Source organism: Cognatiyoonia sp. IB215182 (genome assembly GCF_033963905.1).
Classification (GTDB): domain Bacteria; phylum Pseudomonadota; class Alphaproteobacteria; order Rhodobacterales; family Rhodobacteraceae; genus Yoonia.
Window position 1 is genome coordinate 84,881 of sequence record NZ_JAXBMB010000007.1, and the last position, 23,516, is coordinate 108,396.

24 protein-coding genes are annotated in these 23,516 nt (G+C 59.9%); 12 read left to right on the forward strand and 12 right to left on the reverse strand.

From position 1 onward, the window contains the following. The first annotated feature begins 206 nt into the window (after positions 1 to 206). Both SLH47_RS15475 and SLH47_RS15480 read left to right on the forward strand, forming a co-directional pair. Positions 207 to 785: a nitroreductase gene (locus tag SLH47_RS15475; protein WP_320240502.1), complete on the forward strand. Its 579-nt coding sequence runs from the start codon at positions 207 to 209 to the stop codon at positions 783 to 785. Then, positions 782 to 1,471 carry an EI24 domain-containing protein gene (locus tag SLH47_RS15480; protein ID WP_320240504.1) on the forward strand — a complete coding sequence of 230 codons (690 nt, stop codon included), beginning with the start codon at positions 782 to 784 and terminating at the stop codon, positions 1,469 to 1,471. The genes SLH47_RS15475 and SLH47_RS15480 overlap by 4 nt, the downstream gene beginning before the upstream one ends. On the opposite strand, the gene SLH47_RS15485 is transcribed toward SLH47_RS15480, so the two are convergent. After that, positions 1,458 to 1,745: a DUF1467 family protein gene (locus SLH47_RS15485; protein WP_320240505.1), complete on the reverse strand. Its 288-nt coding sequence runs from the start codon at positions 1,743 to 1,745 to the stop codon at positions 1,458 to 1,460. The two genes, SLH47_RS15480 and SLH47_RS15485, sit on opposite strands and share 14 nt — an antisense overlap. Positions 1,746 to 1,823: 78 nt before the next feature. Next, on the reverse strand, positions 1,824 to 3,110 hold the full coding sequence (locus tag SLH47_RS15490) for a vWA domain-containing protein (protein WP_320240507.1): 1,287 nt from the start codon (positions 3,108 to 3,110) through the stop codon (positions 1,824 to 1,826). 79 nt (positions 3,111 to 3,189) lie between these two features. Between SLH47_RS15490 and SLH47_RS15495 the strand changes: the two genes are divergently transcribed. Both SLH47_RS15495 and SLH47_RS15500 read left to right on the forward strand, forming a co-directional pair. Further along, positions 3,190 to 3,945, forward strand: coding sequence for a DUF6502 family protein (locus SLH47_RS15495; RefSeq protein ID WP_320240509.1), 756 nt, complete (start codon positions 3,190 to 3,192; stop codon positions 3,943 to 3,945). Continuing rightward, positions 3,942 to 4,139: a hypothetical protein gene (locus SLH47_RS15500; protein WP_320240511.1), complete on the forward strand. Its 198-nt coding sequence runs from the start codon at positions 3,942 to 3,944 to the stop codon at positions 4,137 to 4,139. Before SLH47_RS15495 ends, SLH47_RS15500 begins: the two co-directional genes overlap by 4 nt. Positions 4,140 to 4,142: 3 nt before the next feature. Here SLH47_RS15500 and mce read toward each other — a convergent pair whose 3' ends face one another. After that, positions 4,143 to 4,547: a methylmalonyl-CoA epimerase gene (gene mce, locus SLH47_RS15505; protein ID WP_320240513.1), complete on the reverse strand. Its 405-nt coding sequence runs from the start codon at positions 4,545 to 4,547 to the stop codon at positions 4,143 to 4,145. 126 nt (positions 4,548 to 4,673) lie between these two features. On the opposite strand from mce, the gene SLH47_RS15510 reads away from it, so the two are divergent. Beyond that, complete coding sequence (locus SLH47_RS15510; protein ID WP_320240515.1) at positions 4,674 to 5,387, forward strand: response regulator; 714 nt, start codon at positions 4,674 to 4,676, stop codon at positions 5,385 to 5,387. Between the two features lie 89 nt (positions 5,388 to 5,476). Here the strand turns inward: SLH47_RS15510 and SLH47_RS15515 are convergent, their stop codons facing one another. Genes SLH47_RS15515 through bchE form a run of 4 tightly spaced genes read right to left on the reverse strand, consistent with a single transcriptional unit; the run spans position 5,477 to position 10,062 of the window. Continuing rightward, the gene (locus SLH47_RS15515) at positions 5,477 to 5,968 is read right to left on the reverse strand and encodes a DUF1993 domain-containing protein (protein ID WP_320240517.1); all 492 of its coding nucleotides are present in this window, start codon (positions 5,966 to 5,968) and stop codon (positions 5,477 to 5,479) included. Then, entirely contained in the window at positions 5,968 to 7,752 is a 1,785-nt protein-coding gene (gene aspS, locus SLH47_RS15520; protein ID WP_320240519.1) for an aspartate--tRNA ligase, read from the reverse strand. Before aspS ends, SLH47_RS15515 begins: the two co-directional genes overlap by 1 nt. A gap of 59 nt (positions 7,753 to 7,811) precedes the next feature. Beyond that, on the reverse strand, positions 7,812 to 8,405 hold the full coding sequence (gene bchJ, locus SLH47_RS15525) for a bacteriochlorophyll 4-vinyl reductase (protein WP_320240520.1): 594 nt from the start codon (positions 8,403 to 8,405) through the stop codon (positions 7,812 to 7,814). Then, on the reverse strand, positions 8,398 to 10,062 hold the full coding sequence (gene bchE / locus SLH47_RS15530; protein WP_320240522.1) for a magnesium-protoporphyrin IX monomethyl ester anaerobic oxidative cyclase: 1,665 nt from the start codon (positions 10,060 to 10,062) through the stop codon (positions 8,398 to 8,400). Before bchE ends, bchJ begins: the two co-directional genes overlap by 8 nt. 171 nt (positions 10,063 to 10,233) lie before the next feature. Here bchE and carB point away from each other — a divergent pair, with 171 nt between their 5' ends. Together carB and SLH47_RS15540 are read left to right on the forward strand one after the other, a co-directional pair. Then, positions 10,234 to 13,551 (forward strand): carbamoyl-phosphate synthase large subunit, encoded by a 3,318-nt coding sequence (carB, locus tag SLH47_RS15535; RefSeq protein ID WP_320240524.1) that lies wholly within the window; start codon positions 10,234 to 10,236, stop codon positions 13,549 to 13,551. 159 nt (positions 13,552 to 13,710) lie between these two features. After that, positions 13,711 to 14,337 carry a hypothetical protein gene (locus tag SLH47_RS15540; RefSeq protein WP_320240525.1) on the forward strand — a complete coding sequence of 209 codons (627 nt, stop codon included), beginning with the start codon at positions 13,711 to 13,713 and terminating at the stop codon, positions 14,335 to 14,337. 263 nt (positions 14,338 to 14,600) lie between these two features. Here the strand turns inward: SLH47_RS15540 and fabA are convergent, their stop codons facing one another. Then, on the reverse strand, positions 14,601 to 15,110 hold the full coding sequence (gene fabA / locus SLH47_RS15545) for a bifunctional 3-hydroxydecanoyl-ACP dehydratase/trans-2-decenoyl-ACP isomerase (RefSeq protein WP_320240527.1): 510 nt from the start codon (positions 15,108 to 15,110) through the stop codon (positions 14,601 to 14,603). 160 nt (positions 15,111 to 15,270) lie between these two features. On the opposite strand from fabA, the gene irrA reads away from it, so the two are divergent. Together irrA and SLH47_RS15555 are read left to right on the forward strand one after the other, a co-directional pair. Next, complete coding sequence (irrA, locus tag SLH47_RS15550; protein ID WP_320240529.1) at positions 15,271 to 15,687, forward strand: iron response transcriptional regulator IrrA; 417 nt, start codon at positions 15,271 to 15,273, stop codon at positions 15,685 to 15,687. A 92-nt stretch (positions 15,688 to 15,779) separates the two neighbouring features. Continuing rightward, the gene (locus SLH47_RS15555) at positions 15,780 to 16,901 is read left to right on the forward strand and encodes a beta-ketoacyl-ACP synthase III (protein ID WP_320240531.1); all 1,122 of its coding nucleotides are present in this window, start codon (positions 15,780 to 15,782) and stop codon (positions 16,899 to 16,901) included. Between the two features lie 67 nt (positions 16,902 to 16,968). Here the strand turns inward: SLH47_RS15555 and arsH are convergent, their stop codons facing one another. Further along, a complete protein-coding gene (gene arsH, locus SLH47_RS15560; RefSeq protein ID WP_320240533.1) occupies positions 16,969 to 17,682 on the reverse strand; it encodes an arsenical resistance protein ArsH in 714 nt (237 codons plus the stop codon). Then, positions 17,679 to 18,134 (reverse strand): hypothetical protein, encoded by a 456-nt coding sequence (locus SLH47_RS15565; RefSeq protein ID WP_320240534.1) that lies wholly within the window; start codon positions 18,132 to 18,134, stop codon positions 17,679 to 17,681. The genes arsH and SLH47_RS15565 overlap by 4 nt, the downstream gene beginning before the upstream one ends. A gap of 242 nt (positions 18,135 to 18,376) precedes the next feature. Between SLH47_RS15565 and SLH47_RS15570 the strand changes: the two genes are divergently transcribed. Next, complete coding sequence (locus SLH47_RS15570) at positions 18,377 to 18,970, forward strand: thymidine kinase (protein ID WP_320240535.1); 594 nt, start codon at positions 18,377 to 18,379, stop codon at positions 18,968 to 18,970. Here SLH47_RS15570 and SLH47_RS15575 read toward each other — a convergent pair. Then, positions 18,964 to 21,156 carry a primosomal protein N' gene (locus SLH47_RS15575; RefSeq protein ID WP_320240537.1) on the reverse strand — a complete coding sequence of 731 codons (2,193 nt, stop codon included), beginning with the start codon at positions 21,154 to 21,156 and terminating at the stop codon, positions 18,964 to 18,966. The genes SLH47_RS15570 and SLH47_RS15575 overlap by 7 nt on opposite strands. After that, the gene (locus tag SLH47_RS15580) at positions 21,146 to 21,775 is read right to left on the reverse strand and encodes a LysE family translocator (RefSeq protein WP_320240539.1); all 630 of its coding nucleotides are present in this window, start codon (positions 21,773 to 21,775) and stop codon (positions 21,146 to 21,148) included. Before SLH47_RS15580 ends, SLH47_RS15575 begins: the two co-directional genes overlap by 11 nt. Before the next feature lie 97 nt (positions 21,776 to 21,872). On the opposite strand from SLH47_RS15580, the gene fsa reads away from it, so the two are divergent. Both fsa and SLH47_RS15590 read left to right on the forward strand, forming a co-directional pair. Continuing rightward, the gene (gene fsa / locus SLH47_RS15585) at positions 21,873 to 22,526 is read left to right on the forward strand and encodes a fructose-6-phosphate aldolase (RefSeq protein ID WP_320240541.1); all 654 of its coding nucleotides are present in this window, start codon (positions 21,873 to 21,875) and stop codon (positions 22,524 to 22,526) included. 10 nt (positions 22,527 to 22,536) lie between these two features. After that, entirely contained in the window at positions 22,537 to 23,433 is an 897-nt protein-coding gene (locus SLH47_RS15590; protein ID WP_320240542.1) for a lysozyme inhibitor LprI family protein, read from the forward strand. The last annotated feature ends 83 nt before the right edge of the window (positions 23,434 to 23,516 follow it).

Below are 23,516 nucleotides of genomic sequence, written 5' to 3' on the forward strand. Positions count from 1 at the left end.
TGTCAAGAAGTAAGTAAGGTTTGCAAACATCGGAACTGATTGCCTAGCCAAAGCCCGGCCATTGATCCTTGTCAGAACCTGCACGTCGTGCGGATGAACCTCGCGAAATATGCGCCCCGATCGCTGAATGAACTGGTCCCATTAGGCGGGTTGTTCATCGCATACCTTGCACATAGGTTGACCTCGACCGGCTGGAGGAGTTTCGTATGCCCGCCCCAAATCCCCAAGCGCTCGACTTTCTTCTGACTCGCCGCTCGCGCCCCGCAAAGACGCTGACGACACCAGTGCCCGACAAAGCCACGATCGAAAAACTTCTGAAGGCTGCGGCCCGGACGCCTGATCACGGCAAGCTGGAACCCTGGCGGTTTATCGTCTTGACAAAACCTGCGCTTGCCCGGCTGGCCACCTTGGTCGGGGCGCGTGGCGCAGCATTGGGGATGGAGGAGGACAAGATCGCCAAGGCGCAGGCCCAGTATGCGGACGCAGATCTCGCTATTGCCGTGATCAGCGCGCCAAAGCGCTCCGAGAAGATCCCGCAGATCGAACAGATCTATTCCGCCGGGGCGGTATGTCTGGCGCTTTTGAATGCAGCACTTGCGGCCGGATGGGGGGCAAATTGGCTCTCAGGTTGGCCGAGCCATGAACGGGACTTTATCCGTGACGGGTTGGGGCTCGCCGATCATGAGACCGTCGCCGGATTGATCCATATCGGCACCGAAACCAGCGCTCCGCCCGAGCGCCCCCGCCCCGATCTTGCGGCCATCACGACGTGGCTCGATAAATGATCCTGACCGCGTTTTTCGCCGCATTGGCGCAAATGCCGGACCGACGCTTTCGCAGCGTGCTCTGGCGCGGCATTGCCCTGACCATCGCACTGCTAGTCGCCATCTATGCGGGGCTTTTGTGGCTGATCGAATGGCTCACCGCTGAACCGATCACTCTGCCCGGGATAGGTGAGGTCACATGGATCGGTGATTTGTTGGGCTGGGGTTCGCTGGGGCTGATGCTGATCCTCTCGGCCTTCCTGATGATCCCGGTCGCCTCTGCCATCACCTCGCTTTTTCTCGACGAGGTCGCACAGGCGGTCGAGGACAAGCACTATCCCCAATTGCCCGCAGTACCGCCTGTCAGCTTCAGCGATGGCTTGCGCGACACCGTCAACTTCCTTGGTGTGCTCATCGGCGCCAACATTCTGGCCTTTGTCGCCTATGCCATATTCCCCTTTGCCGCGATTGCCATCTTCTATGCGCTGAACGGGTTTCTTTTGGGGCGAGAATACTTTCAGCTCGCTGCCATGCGGCGGGAAGGGCGCGCCGGGGCAAAAGCGCTGCGCAAACAGCATAATGGGACGATCTGGGCGGCGGGATGTCTGATGGCTTTGCCGCTTTCGATCCCGTTATTGAACCTGTTCATCCCGATCCTGGGTGCCGCAACCTTCACCCACCTTTACCACCGGCTTAGTCCCGGCTGACCTCTGGCGTCGACATACGCTCGAACCAGTCAATGTCTCGCACGGTGATCACACCTGACAGAATCGTACCGGCGATCACGGCCCAGATGGGCACCGCCCAAAGTGTCGTGACCTTTGCCTTGCGCCCCAGATCGAAATCCGCCGGTGCCGAGGCATGGGTGCCCGGCACCACGTCGCCATCTTCCCCCTGCGTCGTCAGGCGCAACGGCAAGACGACAAAGAACACCATGGCCCAAACCACGGCAAATAGGACGATAGCGGATACGGGGCCCATGCGGTCTCCTTCAGCACAGTTTAGTGACAGATACGCCCTTTGCGCGGCGGGGCAAGCCCCGCCCGCGCGGCTGCGACATTAATTCAGACAGCGTCCGTTCTGATAACTGCCCACAGTACGGATCACATCTGCGGGTGCCGCCTCAATCCGCAGTCCACTGAGTTCGGACCGCAGGATACGTGCCAAGAGTTCGTTCAAGCGCGTGACCTGGTAGCACGAGATCGTGGGTTCCGCATGGGCCAGCCCAACCCCGCTATCATCGGTCAGGAACACATAACGCCCGCCCGTCATTGCGGCCCCCTGCCGCATTAGGAACTCCAGATGCGGGTCCACACCGCTCGCCGCCACACTGAAGACCTGGATACCTTCTGCGGCAGCACGTGCGGCTGCGCGATAATAGAGCTCCGTCTTGGCCTCGGTCGGCGGTTCATCCCCGATCTGGAACAAGAGCCGTTCCCCCCTTCCGCGCCGCCAGTTCATATCCACCGCCGCCGTCAGCGCGTCGGCCACGACCTCTGGCCCGCCCGCGCCACCAGATGCCTGTTCCGACCGGACCCAACGGGCAAATTCACGCGGGCTGCGGGTGAACCCGTACGATCTAACGACATAAGGATCCGCAGGCGCTTTGTAGACGATCAGTCCCAGCCGGATATCCACACCGGGCACGGTCCGCTGCGCGTCACGCGTGATCTGCCGAATCTCTTGCGCCAGCCAATCCAACTCATCCTGCATGCTGCCGGTCGTATCGACGGCAAAGACGAGGTCGAGAAAGTCCGGCGCCCAGCCATCGGCAGATGGCAGCCGTACTGTTTGGCGTTCTGTCCCGGTCCGCAGTTGCGTCACAACCGGGTCGGCGTCGCCAACAAAGGCGCGCATCTCAACCGCATTCAGGCGGGTTTGCCCCAGCGCCGCGGGAAAGACGGTCAGAAGTCCTTCGACCACTGAATAGCCATCATAGAAAGGACGCGCAGCCCCCAGTGCACGCAACGTGACACGGACACCCGGCGCAGGCGCGCCATCCGGTCCGCGCAACTGCGCCAGCACAGGGCGCTGCAGTGCCGCCGCTGGCAGGCCCAGTTCCTGTGCCGCCTGCCCTTGATAGCGCAGGAAGTCGGTGAGGTTCAGCGCATCATCGACATCGCCTGCCGTGACCACCCCCGCTTGCGGGGTCGCACGCGTTGCAGCTGGCGGCATCTGGACGATGGGCGCGGCAATCGCGGCTTCTGGTGCCACAGGCGCCACGCTTGGCGACGGCAATACCGCCGCCGCACCGGAATAGGTTCCGCTGCCCGGAGCCACACCGGAACAAGCGCTCAGCGCAAAGGCGACAACCGGCCCCAACAATATCTTCCTTGGTTCTAACATAGGTCTCTCCAAAAATGTGCAATTTACACATATTTTGATTCCGATGGACCGGTCAAGAAAAATGTGCATATTGCACATCATGCTGAACCTGCTTGACAGACTACTTGCTCCGTTGGCCCGCTTGTTGGTGGCGCGCGGCATCCCCTTCCCGGAACTGGCCGAGCGGTTGAAGGTCCATTACGTCAATGCGGCCAAGGGGATGACAGACGGCAAAGTGACCGACAGCCGCCTTTCGGTCCTGACAGGGCTGCAACGGCGTGACATCGCGCGGCTGCGTGCCCTGCCCCAACCAGAGCAGCGCACCCATCACCTCGCCCGCCTGCTGGCGCTCTGGCAGACTGAACCGGACTTTATGGGCCGCGATTTGCCAAAGAACGGCCCCACCCCTTCATTCGAGGCGCTGGCCTGGCTTGTCCGCAAGGATATCCACCCACGCACGATGCTTGATGCGCTCGAAGCTGCGGGCGCTGTGGCTGTCGACACCGAGACCCAGACCGTACGCCTCTTGCAGGCCTCTTACCAGCCGCTCGCGGGTTCGGACGACCAACTCGCCTATCTCACGCAGAATATGGGCGATCACTTCGATGCGGCCACTGACAACGTACTGGGTGCCGATCCGGCGCATTTCGAACGAGCGGTTTATTATGGCGAACTGACGGCAGATCAAGTTGCGGAATTGCGTGCCATGCATCAGACCGCGCAGATGGACCTGTTCAAGAACCTCAGCACACGCGCGGCAGCGATGAAGAAAGAAACGGCCAAAGATCCAAGCGAAACATCCCATCGCATCCGGGCAGGCGGCTACTTTTACACGACAAAGGATAACGACGCATGAGAGGCATTTTTATCAGCCTAGCCTTGATGCTCGCCGCCTGCAGCCCGGTGATTGAGGCGCGCGCACCTGTCGGACCCGCATCCGAGATCGCCCTTGAAGAGCCGATACTGGCCGCCCCGTCACCCGTCGTCATACCCTGCCTCGCAGATACGTTCGCCAGAGATGACGGCATTGGCGGCACGGGCTGCAAATAGATCTCAGACCTCTTCCAGCTCCACCAGACAGCCGTTGAAATCCTTGGGATGCAGGAACAGGACGGGCTTACCATGGGCGCCGATCTTGGGCTCACCCCCGCCCAGAACACGCGCACCTTCGGCGAGCAGATGATCGCGGGCCGCTAGAATATCATCGACCTCATAGCAGACATGGTGAATGCCGCCCGACGGGTTCTTGTCCAAAAATCCTTGTATCGGAGAGCCTTCGCCCAAGGGATAGAGAAGCTCAATCTTGGTATTGGGCAAAGTGATGAAAACGACGGTCACACCGTGATCCGGCTCATCCTGCGGGTCACCGACATCTGCGCCCAGCATGGTGCGGTATTGCGCGCTCGCGGCCTCCAGATCGGGCACTGCAATCGCTACATGGTTCAGGCGTCCAATCATCACATCCTCCCTTTGCCGCACTCTGCCGCGCTGCAGCAAAAAGTGCAACGCATGATCCGCTTAAGGAACTGTTCACCTTGTGATGCTTTCAATGAGTCGGGGCTGCAACCAAAGGGAAGAATCGCGATGGATGCTTTGACAGGTTTGATTGGGGCGCGTGCGCCAACGGCACACCGGCCACTTTTGGGTGTCACCGTTCTGGTGGTTGAGGATAGCCGCTATGCCAGTGAGGCGATGCGCCTGATGTGCCTGCGATCCGGCGCGCGGATCAGACGGGCCGATAGCCTGCAAACCGCCCGGCGGCATCTGGCCGTTTACCGACCGACGGTTGTGCTGGTGGATGTAGGCCTGCCGGACGGGTCGGGACTTGCCCTGATAGAGGCGCTCGCGCAGGCAACCCCGCGGATTGAGGTGATCCTGGGTATCAGTGGCGAAACAACAGCCGAGGAAGATGTGCGTGCGGCGGGTGCGGATGGCTTTATCGGCAAGCCCATCGATAACCTCTCGGCCTTTCAGCACGCGATCCTGATGCATTTGCCTGCTGACCGGCAACCGCCTGGCCCGCGATTGATCCATAATGAAGTTATTCGCCCCGATAGCGTCGCCTATCACGATGACCTGAACCACATCGCGCAGGTTCTCAAAGACGAAGACCAGGACAATATCGACTATGTCACCCAGTTTCTGGGCGGCGTTGCCCGCAGCGCGAATGATGAGGCATTGGATCGGGCTGTGCGCGAACTGGTGGCGCAGAAGTCAAAAGGCGGTAATCTTAAACCGGAGGTGGCTGCCTTGTCGGAAATGGTACAAACGCGGATTGCTGCGGCAGGACCGCTTTAGATTGACTGACAAAGGCTGGACCTGGTCCACGGTGCAAGCGGCGGGGCCATGCCATCACGTACTCTGCCTCGTCGGATAGCGTCGCGGCGCTATTCCACCCAAGAAAAGCCGGGCGGATAGGCGTGCAATCCGTCGAATTCCGCCTTGCCAACCGGCGCTCCCTCTGCCCGCAAAATGGCGAACGCCATGGAGAGATGAAACCACAGGTTTGGGATTGCAAAATGCTGCAGGTAATCCTGTGCGGACTGCTCAAGATCGGCAAATCCGGCACGGTGCGTGATGCGCCGATCCTCTGCGCCAACAAAGTCTTCCGGCGTGAGCGCAGCAATCTCTGCATATGTGTTCTGCAAATGCCCACGTAGGGAATCGCGATCTAGCACGCTATCAGCTTCCACAACCTCGCGACCGATCAAAGGGAATGTGGCGCGCCTTGCAAATCCGGCTGTGATCTCAAACTGCTCGGCGCAGTTGAACATTTGCGGATGCAGCCGCGCATTGAGCATCTGAGGTGTCGCATGGCCCAGCAAAACAAGCGCGCGCTCAAGCGCCTGCAACGCCACCGGAACCGATGCCTGATACATCAGCTTTCGGGTGGCAGCACACGCAGGCGCAGCTCGCGCAATTGCTCGTTCATCGGCTCGGATGGCGCATCCATCATCAGGTCTTCGGCGCGCTGGTTCATCGGGAACATGATGACCTCACGAATATTCGCCTCATCCGCTAACAGCATCACGATCCGGTCGATGCCCGCCGCACAACCACCATGAGGTGGCGCGCCATATTGGAACGCGTTGACCATCCCGCCGAAGCGCTTGCGCACTTCATCTTCGCCATAGCCCGCGATTTCAAACGCCTTGAACATGATCTCGGGCTTGTGGTTCCGGATCGCGCCCGACACCAGCTCATACCCGTTGCAAGCAAGGTCATACTGGAAACCCAGCACATCCAGTGGGTCGCCATCCAGCGCATCCATACCGCCTTGCGGCATGGAGAACGGGTTATGCTCAAAGTCGACGCGCCCCGTCTCGTCATCCGTCTCGTAAATCGGGAAATCCACGATCCAGGCAAAGGCAAACCGGTCCTGCTCGGTCAGGCCCAGCTCATCCCCGATGACAACACGCGCCTTGCCCGCGACGGTCTCAAACGTCTTCGGCTTGCCACCAAGGAAAAACGCCGCATCGCCAACCTCAAGGCCAAGCTGCTGACGAATAGCCTCTGTCCGCTCCGGCCCGATATTCTTGGCCAGCGGCCCGGCGGCCTCCATCCCCTGCCCCTGATCGCGCCAGAAGATATAGCCCATACCCGGCAACCCTTCCTTCTGCGCAAAGGCATTCATGCGGTCACAAAACTTGCGTGACCCACCACCCGGTGCTGGGATCGCGCGAATTTCGGTGCCGTCCTGCTCCAACAGCTTTGCGAAAATCGCAAAGCCAGAATCGCGAAAGTGGTCGGAGACCACTTGCATTTTAATAGGATTGCGCAGGTCAGGTTTGTCGGTGCCATACCATAGGGCGGCGTCGCGATAGGAAATCTGCGGCCAATCGCCAGGCGCATCGACCTTGCGACCTCCACCAAACTCCGCGAACACACCTGCCAGTACCGGCGCAATCGTGTCGAACACATCCTGCTGCTCGACAAAGGACATCTCCATATCGAGCTGATAGAAATCCGTGGGCGAACGGTCGGCGCGCGGGTCTTCGTCCCGGAAACAGGGCGCGATTTGGAAATACTTGTCGTAGCCCGACACCATGATCAGCTGCTTGAACTGCTGCGGGGCCTGCGGCAGGGCGTAGAACTTGCCCGGATGCAAACGCGACGGCACCAGAAAGTCCCGCGCCCCTTCCGGCGAAGAGGCCGTGATGATCGGCGTCTGGTACTCGCGAAACCCAGTATCCCACATCCGCTTGCGCATCGATGCAACAACATCGGACCGCAGCTTCATATTCTCCTGCATCGCCTCACGGCGCAGGTCCAAATAGCGGTATTTCAGCCGCGTCTCTTCCGGATATTCCTGATCGCCAAACACCATCAACGGCAATTCAGCGGCATGACCCAGCACCTCAATCTCGCGAATAAAGACCTCAACCTCACCTGTGGGCAGCTTGGGGTTCACAAGTTCAGGATCGCGCGCTTTCACTTCGCCATCAATACGGATGCACCATTCCGACCGCACGGCCTCCACAGCCGAAAACGCCGCAGAATCCGGATCGCACAAAACCTGCGTGATCCCGTAATGGTCGCGCAGATCAATGAACAGGATACCCCCATGATCGCGCACCCGATTGACCCAGCCCGACAAACGGACAGTTTCGCCAACATGGGCGGCAGTCAATTCAGCGCAAGTATGCGAGCGGTAGGCGTGCATGCGTGTATCCTCAACGGGGTCAATCAGTTCGCCCCGTACACCCCTTTGCACACGTCGTGTCAACCCATCCGGGTCAGTTCAAACCGACATGCCGGCGCGCCCATCGCACAACAGGCCGTTTCCTCGCAACGTAACCTCGGATCAACCAATTCCGAAAAGAGCTTTTCAAAGACCGCCGCGTGCCAATGGCAAAGCGGGCGATCGCTATGCTCACCCCGGACAATCGGGTTGTCGGCGATCTCGAAAACCAGCTTTCCCGCCACCGAAAATCTGCCAGACCCTGCAAAGGTCCAGGCGTGTTGCGCAATTGCCTTACTCAGCAATGGCGCAGCCAAAGGGGCGGGCAACAACCGCAAAAGACCTTGCGCCAATCCAGGAATGCGGTGCGCCATAATGTATTCCGCCGTCCGTACACCGGCCGCCCACGCCAATGAGGACGCCATCTCCGGCTCGATCTCGCGCAAGGCCTGATGGATACGCGCAGCAGGCGCCTCAGGCATCAGCCCTGCATCGCTTGGCGGATCGAAAACGCCGGCCGCCCACATGATCTGATCCCGTAACCGCGTGCCACCGGCCTGTTCCAGCACCGGCAGCAATTGCAGTATGGCGTTTGGCCCGATCAGACCCGATGTGCTGTGGACATCCTCAGGCATCCTCCATTTGATCGGAGCCACCGCCGCACACTTTCACTTCTGCCCCATTGGGCATCTTGAACGCGGCATTCCGTTCGACGGCGCGCGCTTTGCCCTGCGCCCGGATGGCCTCGCGCCGTTCGGCGGCCTTCGCGGCACGATCCGCCGCGGCCTCCCAATCCTCCATCTGCGCCTCGGCAATCTGGCGGGTCTCGTCAAATTGGAAATCAAGCCGGTTCTTCGACTGCGGCCCTGTATAGCCCACCTTGCCCAGATCATAGAATGTCCGCGCAAACCCAGCCTTCATGAATGCCTTCAGGCAACCCAGCAGATAGCGCCTGCGGAACCCGGTCCCCCGCCATGGGTAATGAAACAGCGCCTTTTTCATATAGAAACGCCTGTAATTGTTCATCACGCCGTCCAAGAGTTCCCCTCGCTCCATCGCTTTCGGCTTCATGATCGGCGTCACGAAGTTGTAGCGGCTGAAGTCGAACACCTCGACCTTGTCCTTGAGCTCCTGAAACAGCGGCGTGAAAGGCCAGGGCGTATACATCGCCCAATTGGCGAGGTCCGGCTGCCAGTCCCAGGCCATCTTGTAGGTCTCGTTCAGCGTCTCTGGCGTCTCATTATCAAGCCCAACGATAAACTGGGCCTCCACCAAAATATCGGCCTCGCGCAGCAGCCTGATGGCGGTCTTGTTCTCTTCGACCTTGGTTTCCTTGTTGAATTGATCCAGCTTCATCTGCGCGGCGGCCTCGGTGCCCAGGCTCACATGCACCAGCCCCGCCTCACGATAGAATTTCAACAAATCGCGGTCGCGGTAGATATCCGTCACCCGCGTGTTGATCCCCCATTTGACCTTATCCGGCAGGCCACGTGCGATCAGTTCCTCACAGAACTGAATGAACTTCTTGCGGTTAATCGTCGGTTCCTCATCGGCGAGGATAAAGAACCCGACCCCCTGCTCATTCACCAGCTCTTCGATCTCGTCGACCACCTTCTTGGGGTCCCGCACGCGGTAATCGCGCCAGAATTTCCACTGGCTGCAGAATGAACACGTAAAGGGGCATCCGCGCGCCATATTGGGGATCGCGACGCGGGTGTTCAGCGGGATGTAAATGTATTTTTCCCATTCCAGAATGGACCAATCCGGGGTGATCCCGTCCAGATCCTTGACCGTACTCGCCGCCTGGGTCGCGACAATCTCGTCGCCGTCAACAAAGGCCAGCCCGTGGATCTTGCGCTTTTCCGCGGGCCAACGGCCATCGCGGACGGCGCACATCAGCTCGGTCAGAATCTCCTCCCCCTCACCGCGCACGATCACATCGACCCAAGGCGCTTCGGACAAAACCTGTTTATACATGAAGGTCGCATGCACCCCGCCCAGCATACGCAACGCATCTGGCACCCGCTCCTGCGCCAGCCGCAGAACCTCCTCCGCCTTGTAGATCGACGGCGTAATCGCGGTCACGCCGACCGCATCCGGGGCGATCTCGGCAATCTGATCCGCCAGATCAGCATCCGCGATGTCATTGGTCATCGCATCGATAAAGTGAATATCGTCGAACCCGGCGCGCCGCAGCGAACCAGCCAGGTAAGCCACCCAAGCAGGCGGCCAGTTCCCCGCAATCTCCGCCCCGCCAGAGCGGTAATTCGGGTGAACAAACAGGATGCGCATGGCCAAATCTCCATTATGTCAACTAAAATTGACATAATTAATGTCAGGTTAACTTGACATAGATCAAATCACCCTCCCCACATCAGATTTCCAGAAATCCAAAGCCCCCCTTGCGCATGACCGCGCCATGCCTATAACCCCCAACAATTTGCAAGTTTGAGGGGCGCTGCCATGCCAAAACGTACCGACATCCAGTCGATCATGATCATTGGCGCGGGGCCCATTATCATCGGTCAGGCCTGCGAGTTCGACTACTCTGGCGCGCAGGCCTGCAAAGCACTCAAAGAGGAAGGCTACAGCGTCATCCTCGTCAACTCCAACCCCGCCACGATCATGACTGATCCGGAACTGGCCGACGCCACTTATATCGAACCGATCACCCCGGAAGTGGTCGCCAAGATCATCGAAAAGGAGCGGCCCGACGCCCTTCTGCCTACCATGGGCGGACAGACTGGCCTGAACACCTCACTTGCCCTTGCCGATATGGGCGTGCTCGAGAAATTCGAGGTCGAGATGATCGGCGCCAAGCGCGAAGCCATCGAAATGGCCGAAGACCGCAAACTCTTCCGCGAAGCGATGGATCGGCTCGGCATCGAAAACCCGAAGGCCACCATCGTAACCGCCCCAGATGGCGACCTTGACGCCGGTGTCAAACTCGCACTTGAAGCCCTCGAAGAGATCGGCCTGCCCGCCATCATCCGCCCCGCCTTCACCCTCGGCGGCACCGGCGGCGGCGTGGCCTATAACCGCGAGGAATACGAGTATTACTGCCGCTCCGGCATGGATGCCTCGCCCGTCGGTCAGATCCTGGTCGATGAAAGCCTGCTCGGCTGGAAAGAGTTCGAGATGGAGGTCGTCCGCGACAAAGCCGACAACGCCATCATCGTCTGCTCCATCGAAAACGTCGACCCGATGGGCGTGCATACGGGCGACTCGATCACTGTCGCCCCGGCGCTAACGCTGACGGACAAAGAATACCAGATCATGCGCACGCACAGTATCAACGTGCTGCGCGAAATTGGGGTGGAAACAGGCGGGTCCAACGTGCAATGGGCCGTCAACCCCGATGACGGGCGCATGGTGGTAATCGAGATGAACCCCCGCGTCTCCCGCTCATCTGCACTCGCCTCCAAGGCCACTGGTTTCCCCATCGCCAAGATCGCCGCGAAACTCGCCGTCGGCTATACGCTCGACGAACTCGACAACGACATCACCGGCGTCACGCCCGCCTCGTTCGAGCCGACCATCGACTATGTCGTCACCAAAATCCCCCGCTTCGCCTTCGAAAAATTCCCCGGCTCAGAACCCTACCTGACCACCGCCATGAAATCCGTGGGGGAGGCGATGGCCATTGGTCGCACCATCCACGAGTCTCTGCAAAAGGCGCTCGCCTCCATGGAAACCGGCCTCACCGGCTTTGACGAGATCGCCATCCCCGGCGCCCCCGACACCGCCGCCATCACCAAGGCCCTGGCCAAGCAAACCCCCGACCGCCTGCGCGTCATCGCGCAAGCGATGCGGCACGGCCTGTCGGACGATGACATCCACGCCGTCACCAAATTCGACCCCTGGTTCCTGGCCCGTATCCGCGAGATCATCCAGGCCGAGGCCGAAATCGCGGTCAACGGTCTGCCAGTCACCGAAGACGGGCTGCGCAGGGTCAAAATGCTGGGCTTCACCGATGCCCGTCTCGCCACGCTGACCGGCCGGGATGAGGATCAGATCGGCCGCGCTCGTCGCAACCTTGGGGTCAATGCCGTCTTCAAACGCATCGACACCTGCGCCGCCGAATTCGAGGCGCAGACGCCCTACATGTATTCCACCTACGAAACCCCGGTCATGGGCGACGCGGAATGCGAGGCGCGGCCGTCCGACCGCAATAAGGTCGTCATCCTCGGCGGCGGCCCCAACCGGATCGGGCAGGGGATCGAGTTCGATTATTGCTGCTGTCACGCCTGTTTCGCCCTGACCGATCAGGGTTACGAGACGATCATGATCAACTGCAATCCCGAAACGGTCAGCACCGATTATGACACCTCCGACCGGCTCTATTTCGAACCGCTCACCTTCGAACACGTCATGGAAATCCTGCGGGTCGAACAGGAAAACGGCACGCTGCATGGCGTCATCGTCCAGTTCGGCGGGCAGACGCCGCTGAAACTCGCCAACGCGCTGAACGACGCGGGCATCCCCATCCTCGGCACCACGCCCGACGCCATCGACCTTGCCGAAGACCGGGAGCGGTTCCAGCAACTCGTGCAGAAACTCGGCCTCAAGCAACCCAAAAACGGCATCGCCTCCACAGACGCCGAAGCACTTGAAATAGCGAACGAAATCGGCTTCCCCCTTGTCATCCGCCCGTCTTACGTCCTCGGCGGACGGGCGATGGAGATCGTCCGCGATCAGACCCAGCTGGAACGCTACATCTCCGACGCCGTCGTCGTCTCGGGCGACAGCCCCGTCCTGCTCGACAGCTACCTCTCTGGCGCGGTTGAGGTCGATGTGGACTGCCTCTCGGACGGCCAAAACACCCACGTCGCCGGCATCATGCAGCATATCGAAGAGGCCGGCGTGCATTCCGGCGACAGCGCCTGTTCGCTGCCCCCCTACTCGCTCTCCGACGCCATGATCGCCGAGATCAGGCAACAGACCGAGGCGCTGGCCAAAGCGCTCAACGTCGTGGGCCTGATGAACGTGCAATTCGCCGTCAAGGACGAAACCGTCTACCTGATCGAGGTCAACCCCCGCGCCTCCCGCACCGTGCCCTTCGTGGCCAAGGCGACGGACTCAGCCATCGCCTCCATCGCCGCGCGGCTGATGGCGGGGGAGCCGCTGTCAAACTTCCCCCTGCGCGAACCCTACCCGCCCGCCGAGGACCCGATGACCGTCCTACCCCTGGGCGATGCCTTCACCCTCGCCGACCCGAAAACCCCGTGGTTTTCGGTGAAAGAGGCCGTGCTGCCCTTCGCCCGCTTCCCCGGCGTCGACACGATCCTCGGCCCCGAAATGCGGTCAACTGGAGAGGTCATGGGCTGGGACCGGTCCTTCCCCCGCGCGTTCCTCAAGGCGCAGCTGGGCGCAGGCACCAACCTGCCCGACGCGGGCACGGTGTTTATCTCGATCAAGGACGCGGACAAAACCGCGCAGATGCTGGAAGCGGCGCAAATGCTCCTGAAACTGGGCTTCGCCATCGTGGCCACCCGCGGCACCGCTGCCTGGCTCAGTGAAAACCAGATTGATTGCGAAGTGGTAAACAAGGTCTATGAGGGCGGGCTGACCATCGTCGACCGGCTGAAAGACGGGCATATCGCGCTGGTTTTCAACACGACCGAGGGCGCCCAGGCGGTCGAAGACAGCCGAGACATCCGCGCCGTCGCCCTCTACGACAAAATCCCCTACTTCACGACCGCCGCCGCCGCCCACGCCGCCGTGCTGGCCATGCAAGCGCGGGAAGAGGGCGATGTGGGGGTAAGGGCTTTGCAGGGTTAGATTCTTCTTTCGTAGACTCGGTATTCAACCTATGCATGTTGAATGACTGATAAGAAGAAAACCTGATTTGTAATCTCCCCGATCGGATCAGCTGGATCGGATATTCGAAAACGATCTGATTGCTGTTTGGAGTACATAATCAAACCAGCTTTCAGGCAATTGGACTTCGCCGAACCCGAAAGGATCGATCAATCTGATGAAGCTGGATTGATTACGCCGAAGATTATCAAAAAAATCTATGAAGCGGATTGGTGTGTTGCGGACTTGAGTGGTCAGAACGCAAACGTTTTCTACGAACTTGGTGTCCGACACGCTTTTCAGAAACCAGTAATTCACTTAGCCAACGACATTAACGCAATCCCATTCGACAACTCGCATCAAAACGCGATTGAATACACCCACGACGATCCGCAGTCACATAAACGAGCTATCGAACGCATCATTGCGCAAGTTAGTAAATTCGACGAAGAAAACGAGCCGTTTTCATCATTGGTAAGCTTTGCGTTAGGAATGTTGCAGCTGAATGAAAGTGGCGACGACAAGGACGAGCTGATACTTGCTATTCATGAGAGGGTTGCAAACCTCGAACGCCATCAGCGTTCAGAACAGGCAAATCGCGAGATAGTGCAAGCGTTGATGTCCCGACAAAGCCCAAATGCTCTAGCTGGAGGTAACGCATTAGGATTTCCATCTATTATGATGAGTGACAATCACATCGATCCGCAGGAAAATAAGTTGATGTCGCTCCTGCGAGAAATTAACGACGAAGAGCAAGACGACAAATAGCAAAGCATGTATTGGGCGTCTTCACGACAAATAATTCAGAATTTCTAAACTTGCGCCCGGACCTCGGGGTGGGTGCTGAAAGCGCCCTCCCCATGGGGGAGGTCCGGGCGCTGCCCGGCGATGCCGGGCGGGAGGGTGGCCAATGACGTGCGTCAGTCCAACTGCTTCAACCGCGGCGTCCGATCCACAATCTCCGCCAACACGCAATACATAACGGCACGCAGCAAACGTTGATCCGCGCCCTCGCAGATCACCAAACCCGCTTAACTCTCGCTCAGTGCGACCTTCATGTCCTTGACCTGATAGATCACCTCGCCATCGGCCTCGACCACGCCGTCGGCGACGCCCATGGTCAGGCGCCGGGTCTGGACGGCCTTCGTGAAGTCGATCTTGTAGGTCAGCATCTTGCGGTCGGGGCGGACCATGCCGGTCAGCTTCACCTCACCCACGCCCAGCGCATAGCCGCGCCCTTGCCAGCCGCGCCAGCCGAGGTTGAAGCCGGTCAATTGCCACAGCCCATCCAGCCCCAGACAGCCCGGCATGATCGGATTGCCGGGGAAATGGCACTCGAAAAACCACAGATCGGGCGTGATATCGAACTCTGCCAGCACATGCCCCTTGCCATGTGCCCCGCCGTCGCCCGAAATCTCGGTGATCCGGTCCATCATGAGCATCGGCGGCGCGGGCAGTTGGGCATTGCCGGGGCCAAACAGCTCACCACGGGCACATTTCAACAGGTCGTCCTTGTCAAAGCTGGTGGGATAATCCGCCATATGTCTGGTCTCATTCTTGACTGCTACGATCGCCGTTCTCTAGCATTACAGGCTTTCTGAGAGCAAGTAACTGCCAGAATTGGGGGATTGAGAACGATTTGCAATTGATCCGCAACACTTTTCCCCCATATTAAGAGGGAACGGCAGCTGACGAGCGACCATGACCGAGATCGAAACAAAACGCAGTTCTGACTGGCTGGCTGGCGCGGGCCTGCGCCCGACGCGGCAGCGTATGACGCTGGCGGGTTTGCTTGTGGGCGATGGACAGGATCGGCATGTGACGGCTGAAAGCCTTTATGAAGCGGCCTCGAACGTCGGCGCGAAAGTGTCTCTGGCCACGGTCTACAACACCTTGCGCGCGTTCTGTGATGCGGGGTTGGTGCGTGAAATCACAGTGGATGGCTCGAAAAGCTACTTCGACACCAACATGACCGACCATCCCCATTTCTATTGGGAAGACACCGCAAGCCTGAGCGATGCGCCAGCCGAAGAACTGGAGATCTGCAAGCTTCCCGAGGCGCCCGAAGGGGCCGAGATCGCCTCGGTCGACGTCGTTATTCGGTTGCGGCGGACCTGACACCGCCCCGGCGCACTGGTTGACGCTCCGCCACCGGTGGACATTCGATCCCTCCTCCCCCTATCTTCCCCGAACAAATTCGGGGGGAGTCCATGCACAACGTCGCCATCACCGGAACCGGGGTGTTTACCCCTGATCAGGTCATTACAAACGATGAATTGGTGGTCGCATTCAACGCCTATGCGGACCGGTGGAATGCCGAAAACGCGGCGGCCATTGAGAGTGGCGAAGCCGAGGCAAAGGCGCATTCGTCAACCGATTTCATCGTCGCGGCGTCAGGCATCGAACGCCGCTATGTACTCGACAAAGAAGGCGTTCTCGACCCCGACCGCATGTTCCCCAAGCTCGCACCGCGTGCGGATGAAGACCCCGGCTACATGGCCGAGATCGGCGTTGATGCAGCTAACAAGGCGCTGGCTCAGGCGGGTGTCGTGGCGGACGACATCGATCTGGTGATCTGTGCTGCGTCCAATATGGAACGCGCCTACCCCGCCATTGGCGTGGAAATTCAACAGCTTCTGGGCGCGGGCGGCTTTGCCTTTGACATGAACGTAGCCTGTTCCAGCGCCACGTTCGGCATCCAAACCGCTGCCGACATGATCCGCTCCGGCTCGATCCGTCGGGCGTTGGTTATCAACCCAGAGATTTGCTCGGCCCATCTGGAATGGCGCGACCGGGACTGCCATTTCATCTTTGGCGATGTGGCAACCGCCGCCGTTCTGGAACGTGACGAAGACCTGAGCGGCGATCGGTTCAGCATCCTGTCCACCCGTTGCGCCACGCAATTCAGCAACAACATCCGCAATAATAACGGCTATCTGCGCCGCACGCAGGACCGGATGGAAGACCGGCGTGACATGCAATTCATGCAAAATGGGCGCAAAGTGTTCAAAGAGGTGTTGCCGCTCGTCAGCCAACATATCGCCGAGCATATGGACGATACAGGGATCACGGCGGGTGACCTGAAGCGGCTTTGGCTGCATCAAGCGAACAAGACGATGAACGACTATATCGGCAAAAAGGTGCTGGGGCGGACGCCAGAGGCGGGCGAGCAGCCCAATATTCTGCAGGATTACGCCAATACATCCTCCGCCGGGTCGATGATCGCGTTCTCCAAGTATTCCGGCGATCTGGAGGATGGCGACAAAGGCATCATCTGCTCTTTCGGTGCGGGTTATTCCGTTGGCTCCGTGATTGTCGAGCGCCGCGCATGAAGACGACCCTGATCATCCTCGCCTTTCTCACCCTCACCGCCTGCGGCGTGCCCTTCGTCCCGCTCGTCTAGCCACTCACGCGCTTGTGGACGTCTTCAAGGCTTTCCACACGCTCTGAATAGCGATCCGTCAGCATCGCGTCACGGCCACGGGTCATCAGCGTAAACCGCGCCAATTCCTCCATCACGTCCACGATGCGATTATACATCGATGACGGCTTCATGCGCCCGTTCTCAAACTCTTTCCACGCCATCGGGACAGAGGATTGATTGGGGATCGTGATCAGCCGCATCCAGCGCCCCAGGATGCGCAACTGATTGACCGTATTGAAGGATTGCGATCCGCCAGAGACCTGCATGACCGCCAGCGTCTTGCCCTGCGTGGGTCTGATCCCTCCGATAGGCGACAGCGGGATCCAGTCCACCTGCGTCTTCATGATCCCCGTCATCGCACCATGGCGCTCCGGGCTTGACCAGACCATGCCCTCGGACCACATGACCAGATCGCGCAGTTCGACCACTTTCGGATGATCGGCATCCGCGTCATCCGGCAGCGGCAGGCCGGACGGTTTGAAAAACCGCGTCTCGCAGCCCAGCGCGCGCAGCACCCGCGCGCCTTCTTCCGCCGCCAGCCGCGAATAGCTGGTTTCACGCAATGAACCATAAAGCAGCAGGATACGCGGCGGATGCCCTGGATCACCCGGCCCCGCTAGAGCGGCGATATCAAGCGGTTGCAAGGCACCCGGCACGATATTGGGCATATCAGACGTGTCGATGCTCATCGCCCAGCCTCTTCTTCCAGTCGCAGCTTCATGTCGATCAACACCTTCTGCAGCGCTGTCGTTTCCCGCAAGAGCCTTTTGGCCTCATTCACCGTGATCACCCCATCGGCAATCGACTGATTATACTCAGCCATCAACAAAGCAAAGCGCTGGCTCAGCTTGATCACATCGGTATTGATCTCACCTTCCGCATTATTGCGCGTGGTGTCGTAAGACATTGTAATACCGCGAATTTCAGCGAGGGCCGAGGTCACGTGCGGATAGGATGAGGCGGCCTCCAGCTTTGCCACCGTGTCAATGGGCATGAACCGGTCGGCGTGTTCGTCGTGATCCGAATAATAGCGGCCCAGCGTGGCCTTGGATTTGCCGGTCAATGCGCAGGCATTCTCAATCCCCACATCCTTGACCAGCGCCTCGCTATGTTTCTTCAGATACCCGACATAACTCGCCATGCGTGTACTCCTTCTTATGCCACTACTGCAGCCTTTGGGGAAACTTGCCCCCTTATTCCCATGCAGGATGAAGCGGAGCTGTGGCATTGTAAAACAGTCCGCAGTTTTTGGACGCAAGGAACGCGTATGTGATGCCGACGGGTGTCATTTTGGTTACGGATCGCGATCCCCGGGGCGGCTTTGCCCGCACCTGCCGCAAGGTATCTTGCCAAAATGACAAAACCGGCGGTAAGCAGCCGCTTATGGCAAAACTGTACTTTAACTATTCCACCATGAACGCGGGCAAATCGACCGTGCTTCTGCAAGCGTCCCACAACTACATCGAACGGGGCATGAAGACCTATTTGATGATCGCGCAGCTTGATAACCGCGCCGGTGAGGGGCGGATCGGCAGCCGGATCGGGATTGGCGCTGCGGCCGATACATTTGCGCCCGGTGAGGATCTGTTTGAGAAGATCAAGCGGCGTCTGGATGAGGGGCCATGCGCCTGCGTCTTTGTGGACGAGGCGCAGTTTCTGGAACGCAAGCAGGTTTGGGAACTGGCCCGTGCGGTGGATGATCTGGAAGTCCCGGTGATGACTTACGGGCTGCGTGTTGATTTCATGGGCAAGCTTTTTCCGGGCTCTGCGGCGCTTTTGGCGCTTGCCGATGAGATGCGCGAAGTCCGCACGATCTGCCATTGCGGCAAGAAGGCGACGATGGTCGTACGCAAGGACGAATATGGGCAGGTCCTCACCAGTGGCGAGCAGATCGCCATCGGTGGGAATGACCGTTATGTCTCACTCTGCCGGCGTCACTGGCGCGAGGAAATGGGCGAAAAGATCAAGGATCAGTAAAAGCTCTGCGGGTCGATATCGATCGCCATGCGCAGATTGGTGGGCAGCTTGAATTGCCCGACCCACTTTGACAGCGCTTGCTGAAGGGTGGCCGTTTTCTCGGCCTTGACCAAGAGCCGCACACGGTGCCGCCCCCGGACACGCGCAATAGGTGCTGGCGCCGGGCCAAAAACTTGCGCCCCGATCTGGCGTAAAGGCCCATCCAGTCGCGCCATTTCCCCCCCCAGATCGAACACTTCCTGCACATTCGGGCTGCTCAGGATGATCCCCGCCATGCGCCCATAAGGCGGCACACCCGCCGCTTTGCGTTCGGCGGCTTCAGCAGCCCAGAACGCCTCTTCATCGCCTGCAAGGATCGCGCGGATAACCGGGTGTTCCGGCTGATAGGTCTGCAGCAATGCCTCGCCCGGCGTGTCGCCACGGCCTGCACGGCCTGCCACTTGTCGCATCAGTTGAAAGGTGCGCTCGGCAGCACGCAGATCAGACCCTTGCAGGCCCAAATCGGCATCGATCACACCAACCAGCGTCAGCAGTGGAAAGTTATGCCCCTTCGCCACCAATTGCGTGCCGATGATGATGTCCGTACCACCCGCCGCTATCTCTTCGATATGCGCCTTCATCGCGCGGGCCGAGCCATAAAGGTCCGACGACAACACTGCGATCCGCGCCTCCGGAAACAGCCCAGCGATCTCTTCGCCCATGCGCTCGACACCGGGGCCCACAGCACTCAGCTTATCCTCCGCTCCGCAGGCCGGGCACACCGTTGGCATCGGTTTGGTCTCACCGCATTGGTGGCACATCAGCCGCTTGAGGAAGCGGTGCTCGACCATCCGCGCATCGCAATGGTCACAGCCGATCTGGTGGCCACAGGCGCGGCAGAGTGTAATCGGGGCGTAGCCCCGGCGATTTAAGAAGACCAGCGATTGCTCGCCTTTCTCCAACCGCGTTTGGATCGTGGTCCGTAGGGTGGGTGAAACCCACCGCCCCGACGGCACATCCTCTACGCGCATATCAATCGCCGCCATCTTCGGCATCACCGCCGCCCCAAAACGCGATGTGAGCTCCAGCTTGGTATACTTCCCCGCCTCCACATTCGCCCAGCTTTCCAAGCTCGGCGTGGCGGAGGCAAGCACCACCTGCGCCCCATTGATGGCCGCCCGCAGCACCGCCATGTCGCGCGCGTTGTAGAGCACCCCGTCCTCTTGCTTGTAGGACGTGTCATGCTCCTCATCGACCACGATCAGGCCAAGGTTCTGATAAGGCAGAAACAGGGCCGAGCGCGCGCCCACAACCAGTTGTGCATCCCCTTGCCCGACCATGCGCCAGCAGCGGCGGCGTTCGGTCATGGTCACGCCGGAATGCCATTCGGCAGGCTTCATCCCGAAACGCGCCTCCACCCGCGTGATAAACTCACCGGACAGCGCAATTTCCGGCAACAATACCAACGCCTGACGCCCCATTCTTAGGCATTCCGCCACAGCCTCCAGATAGACCTCGGTCTTGCCGGACCCGGTCACTCCTTTCAGCAGGGTAGTGCCATAAGCATCCGACCGTAGAGCCTTGCGCAGCGCCTCTGCCCCCGCCGCCTGATCGCGACTCAGTTCCTTGCCGCCATAGTCGGGGTCGAGCCGGGGATAGGGCATGTCGCGCGGTGCCTCTTCCTCGGACACAGCCCCCAGCTTGACGAGGCCTTTGACAACGGAGGTGCCGACCCCTGCCATCTCGGCCAATTCACGCAAGGTGAAAGACAGGCCGCCATAGTCGTGCAAGACGCTCAGCACCTTTTGACGGGCATCAGTCATGCGGTCCGGCACCACCGATCCGAGCCGATAGACCTTGCGCATCGATTGCGGATCACCCAACCCCGGCGCGCGGGTGCCAAGCCGCAGCATCGCCGGCATTGGCGTCAGCGTATAGTCCGCCGCCCGGCCAAGGAACTCGCGCATTTCATCACGCATCGGGGCCACATCGAGCACCCGGATCACCGACCGGATCTTGGACCGGTCATAGTCCCCCTTGCCCGGCCCCCAGACCACACCCAGCACCTTGCGCGGCCCTAGCGGCACCTCGACAAACGCGCCCAGATGACACCCCCCCTCGGGCGCCTTGTAGTCCAGCAGCCGGTCCAAGGGTTGGGTGGTCAGCACCCCGACCAGATCGCCCTCGTGAAAGAACTCAGTTGGCACGGCGTAAGGTAGCGGTCAGCGCCCCCATCGTGATCAGCGCTGCCCCGCCCGCGCGGGTCATCCATGTCAGGATCGCAGGCCGCCGGATCGTGGCGCGCAGCCGATCCGCCAGCAACGCATAGGCCAGCGCATTCAACGCAGCCAACCCCACAAAGGTGCCAATCAGGATCGCGAATTGCGGCAAAAGCGGTGCGTCGGGACGAATGAACTGCGGCACAAAGGCGATGAAAAAGACAATCGATTTGGGGTTCAGCGCGGTCACCACAGTCGCGTTGCGAAAGATGCTCTTGGCTGGCAAGGCTGGCACGTCCACCACGCTCAACCCCTTTTGACGGCTCGCTGTCCTCAGCATGCCGATGCCCATCCAGATCAGATACGCCGCGCCAGCCCATTTGATCGCCGTGAAGAGCGTGGCAGACGTCAGCACAAGCGCGCCCAACCCGGCCAGCGAGGCCGTCATCGCGATCAGATCACCAAGAGCGACACCGGCAGCGGACGCGACCGCGACCTTACGCCCTTGGCTGAGCGCATAGCTCAGCACCAGGATCACCGTCGGCCCGGGGATCAGCAGCAAGGCAATCGATGCCGATGTGAACGCAAGCCAGACCTGAAACTCCATGAGTCCCCCTTGGATTAACGCAGGGGCCTTTTCCCCCGGACCCCCTTGAGGTAAACGAGGGCCGAGCAAACGCCAACCCCTTCCCCGGAGCACCGACATGAAGTTTTTCGTAGACACCGCCGAGATCGACCAGATCAAGGAACTCAACGACCTTGGCATGGTGGATGGCGTGACGACAAACCCATCGCTGATCATGAAATCCGGGCGCGATATCCTCGAAGTGACCAAGGAAATCTGCGACATCGTCGACGGACCGGTGAGCGCCGAAGTGGTCGCCCTTGAGGCTGACGACATGCTGGCCGAAGGGCGCAAGCTGGCCAAGATCGCAGACAATATCGCCGTCAAGGTGCCGCTGACCTGGGCGGGCCTGAAAACCTGCAAAACGCTGACGGATGAAGGCACGATGGTCAACGTGACCCTCTGTTTCTCCGCCAATCAGGCCATCCTCGCAGCAAAGGCAGGTGCGACATTCATCAGCCCCTTCATTGGACGGCTTGATGACATCAACATGGACGGGCTGGACCTGATCGAAGACATCCGCACGATCTATGACAATTACGGGTTCGAGACGAACATCCTCGCCGCCTCCATCCGCTCGGCCAACCACATGAGCGAATGTGCCAAGATTGGCGCAGATGTGGCCACCGCCCCTCCTGGCGTGATCAAAGCCATGGCCAATCACGTGCTGACCGACAAGGGCCTCGCCGCATTCATGGCGGATGCGGAAAAGGCCGGGATCAAGATCGTCTAAGGACCAGCTTATGAAAATCAGAGCCAAGACCACACCTGCGACATTGGCTCTGCTCGCGGCGCTTTGGCCCGACCTCTCGGCAGCCCAAGTCGCGGATGCCTGCGGTCCGACCGAGACCCTTCTGATGTATTGCACCGTTGAAGGTGGTGCGCGGACGTTGAACCTCTGTCGCGCCGGGGAAACGATCACTTACGCTTTCGGACCGACTGGCGGCACGCCCACATTGGAGATGCGGCGCGCCGTCGGCGACGTGACATATGCACCATCTCTGGATGCTGACGGCACCGTTCGCGAGAATGTCACCCTCTTTAACGGCAATTACGGCTACGAGATGTTCACCGCATCCCGCATCCGCACCGACCCCTCAGCCCTTGCCGAAGGCGGGATCATCGTGCGTCTGCCTGATGGGCGGACGCAGACGCTTCGCTGCGATGAGGGCAGCGTTGCGCCCAACGATCCGTTTAACGGCATCGGACAGCTGGCACGTTTAGGCGAGGAAGTACCCGATGACCCGCTGGGCTTTTGTCTGAGCACACGCAGCCCGGACGCACTTGCCAGCCAATGTCTGGGCCGCCTGCGCGACAGCATCATCGCCGCAGGCACTTGCACCCCGGCAAGCCACACCACCAATTGCTGGCAGGCCGAGGCAACAGCCTGGGACGCGCTGATGGAAGAGCAACTGACCGAAACGCTCACCGCGCTCAGCCTCGTTGTGAACCTGCAATTCATGGAAACCTTTCTGGTTGCGCAAGAAACCTGGAACACTGGCCGCGACCTGGATTGCGAGATCAACAGACGCAACCCGGACGCCGTTGATCAGGGGCGGGCCCAATGTCGGGCCGAATATGCCGCGCGGCGGATCAGTTTCTTTGAGAGCGTTCTTGCCGGTGCGGAGGCTGGTCGCTAGCGCCGCCTTGCCCTTGAGGTGCGGCGCAAAAACCACCGTCGCACGCACAATGCAAATTAAGTGAAGAAATCCCCGCAACCCTC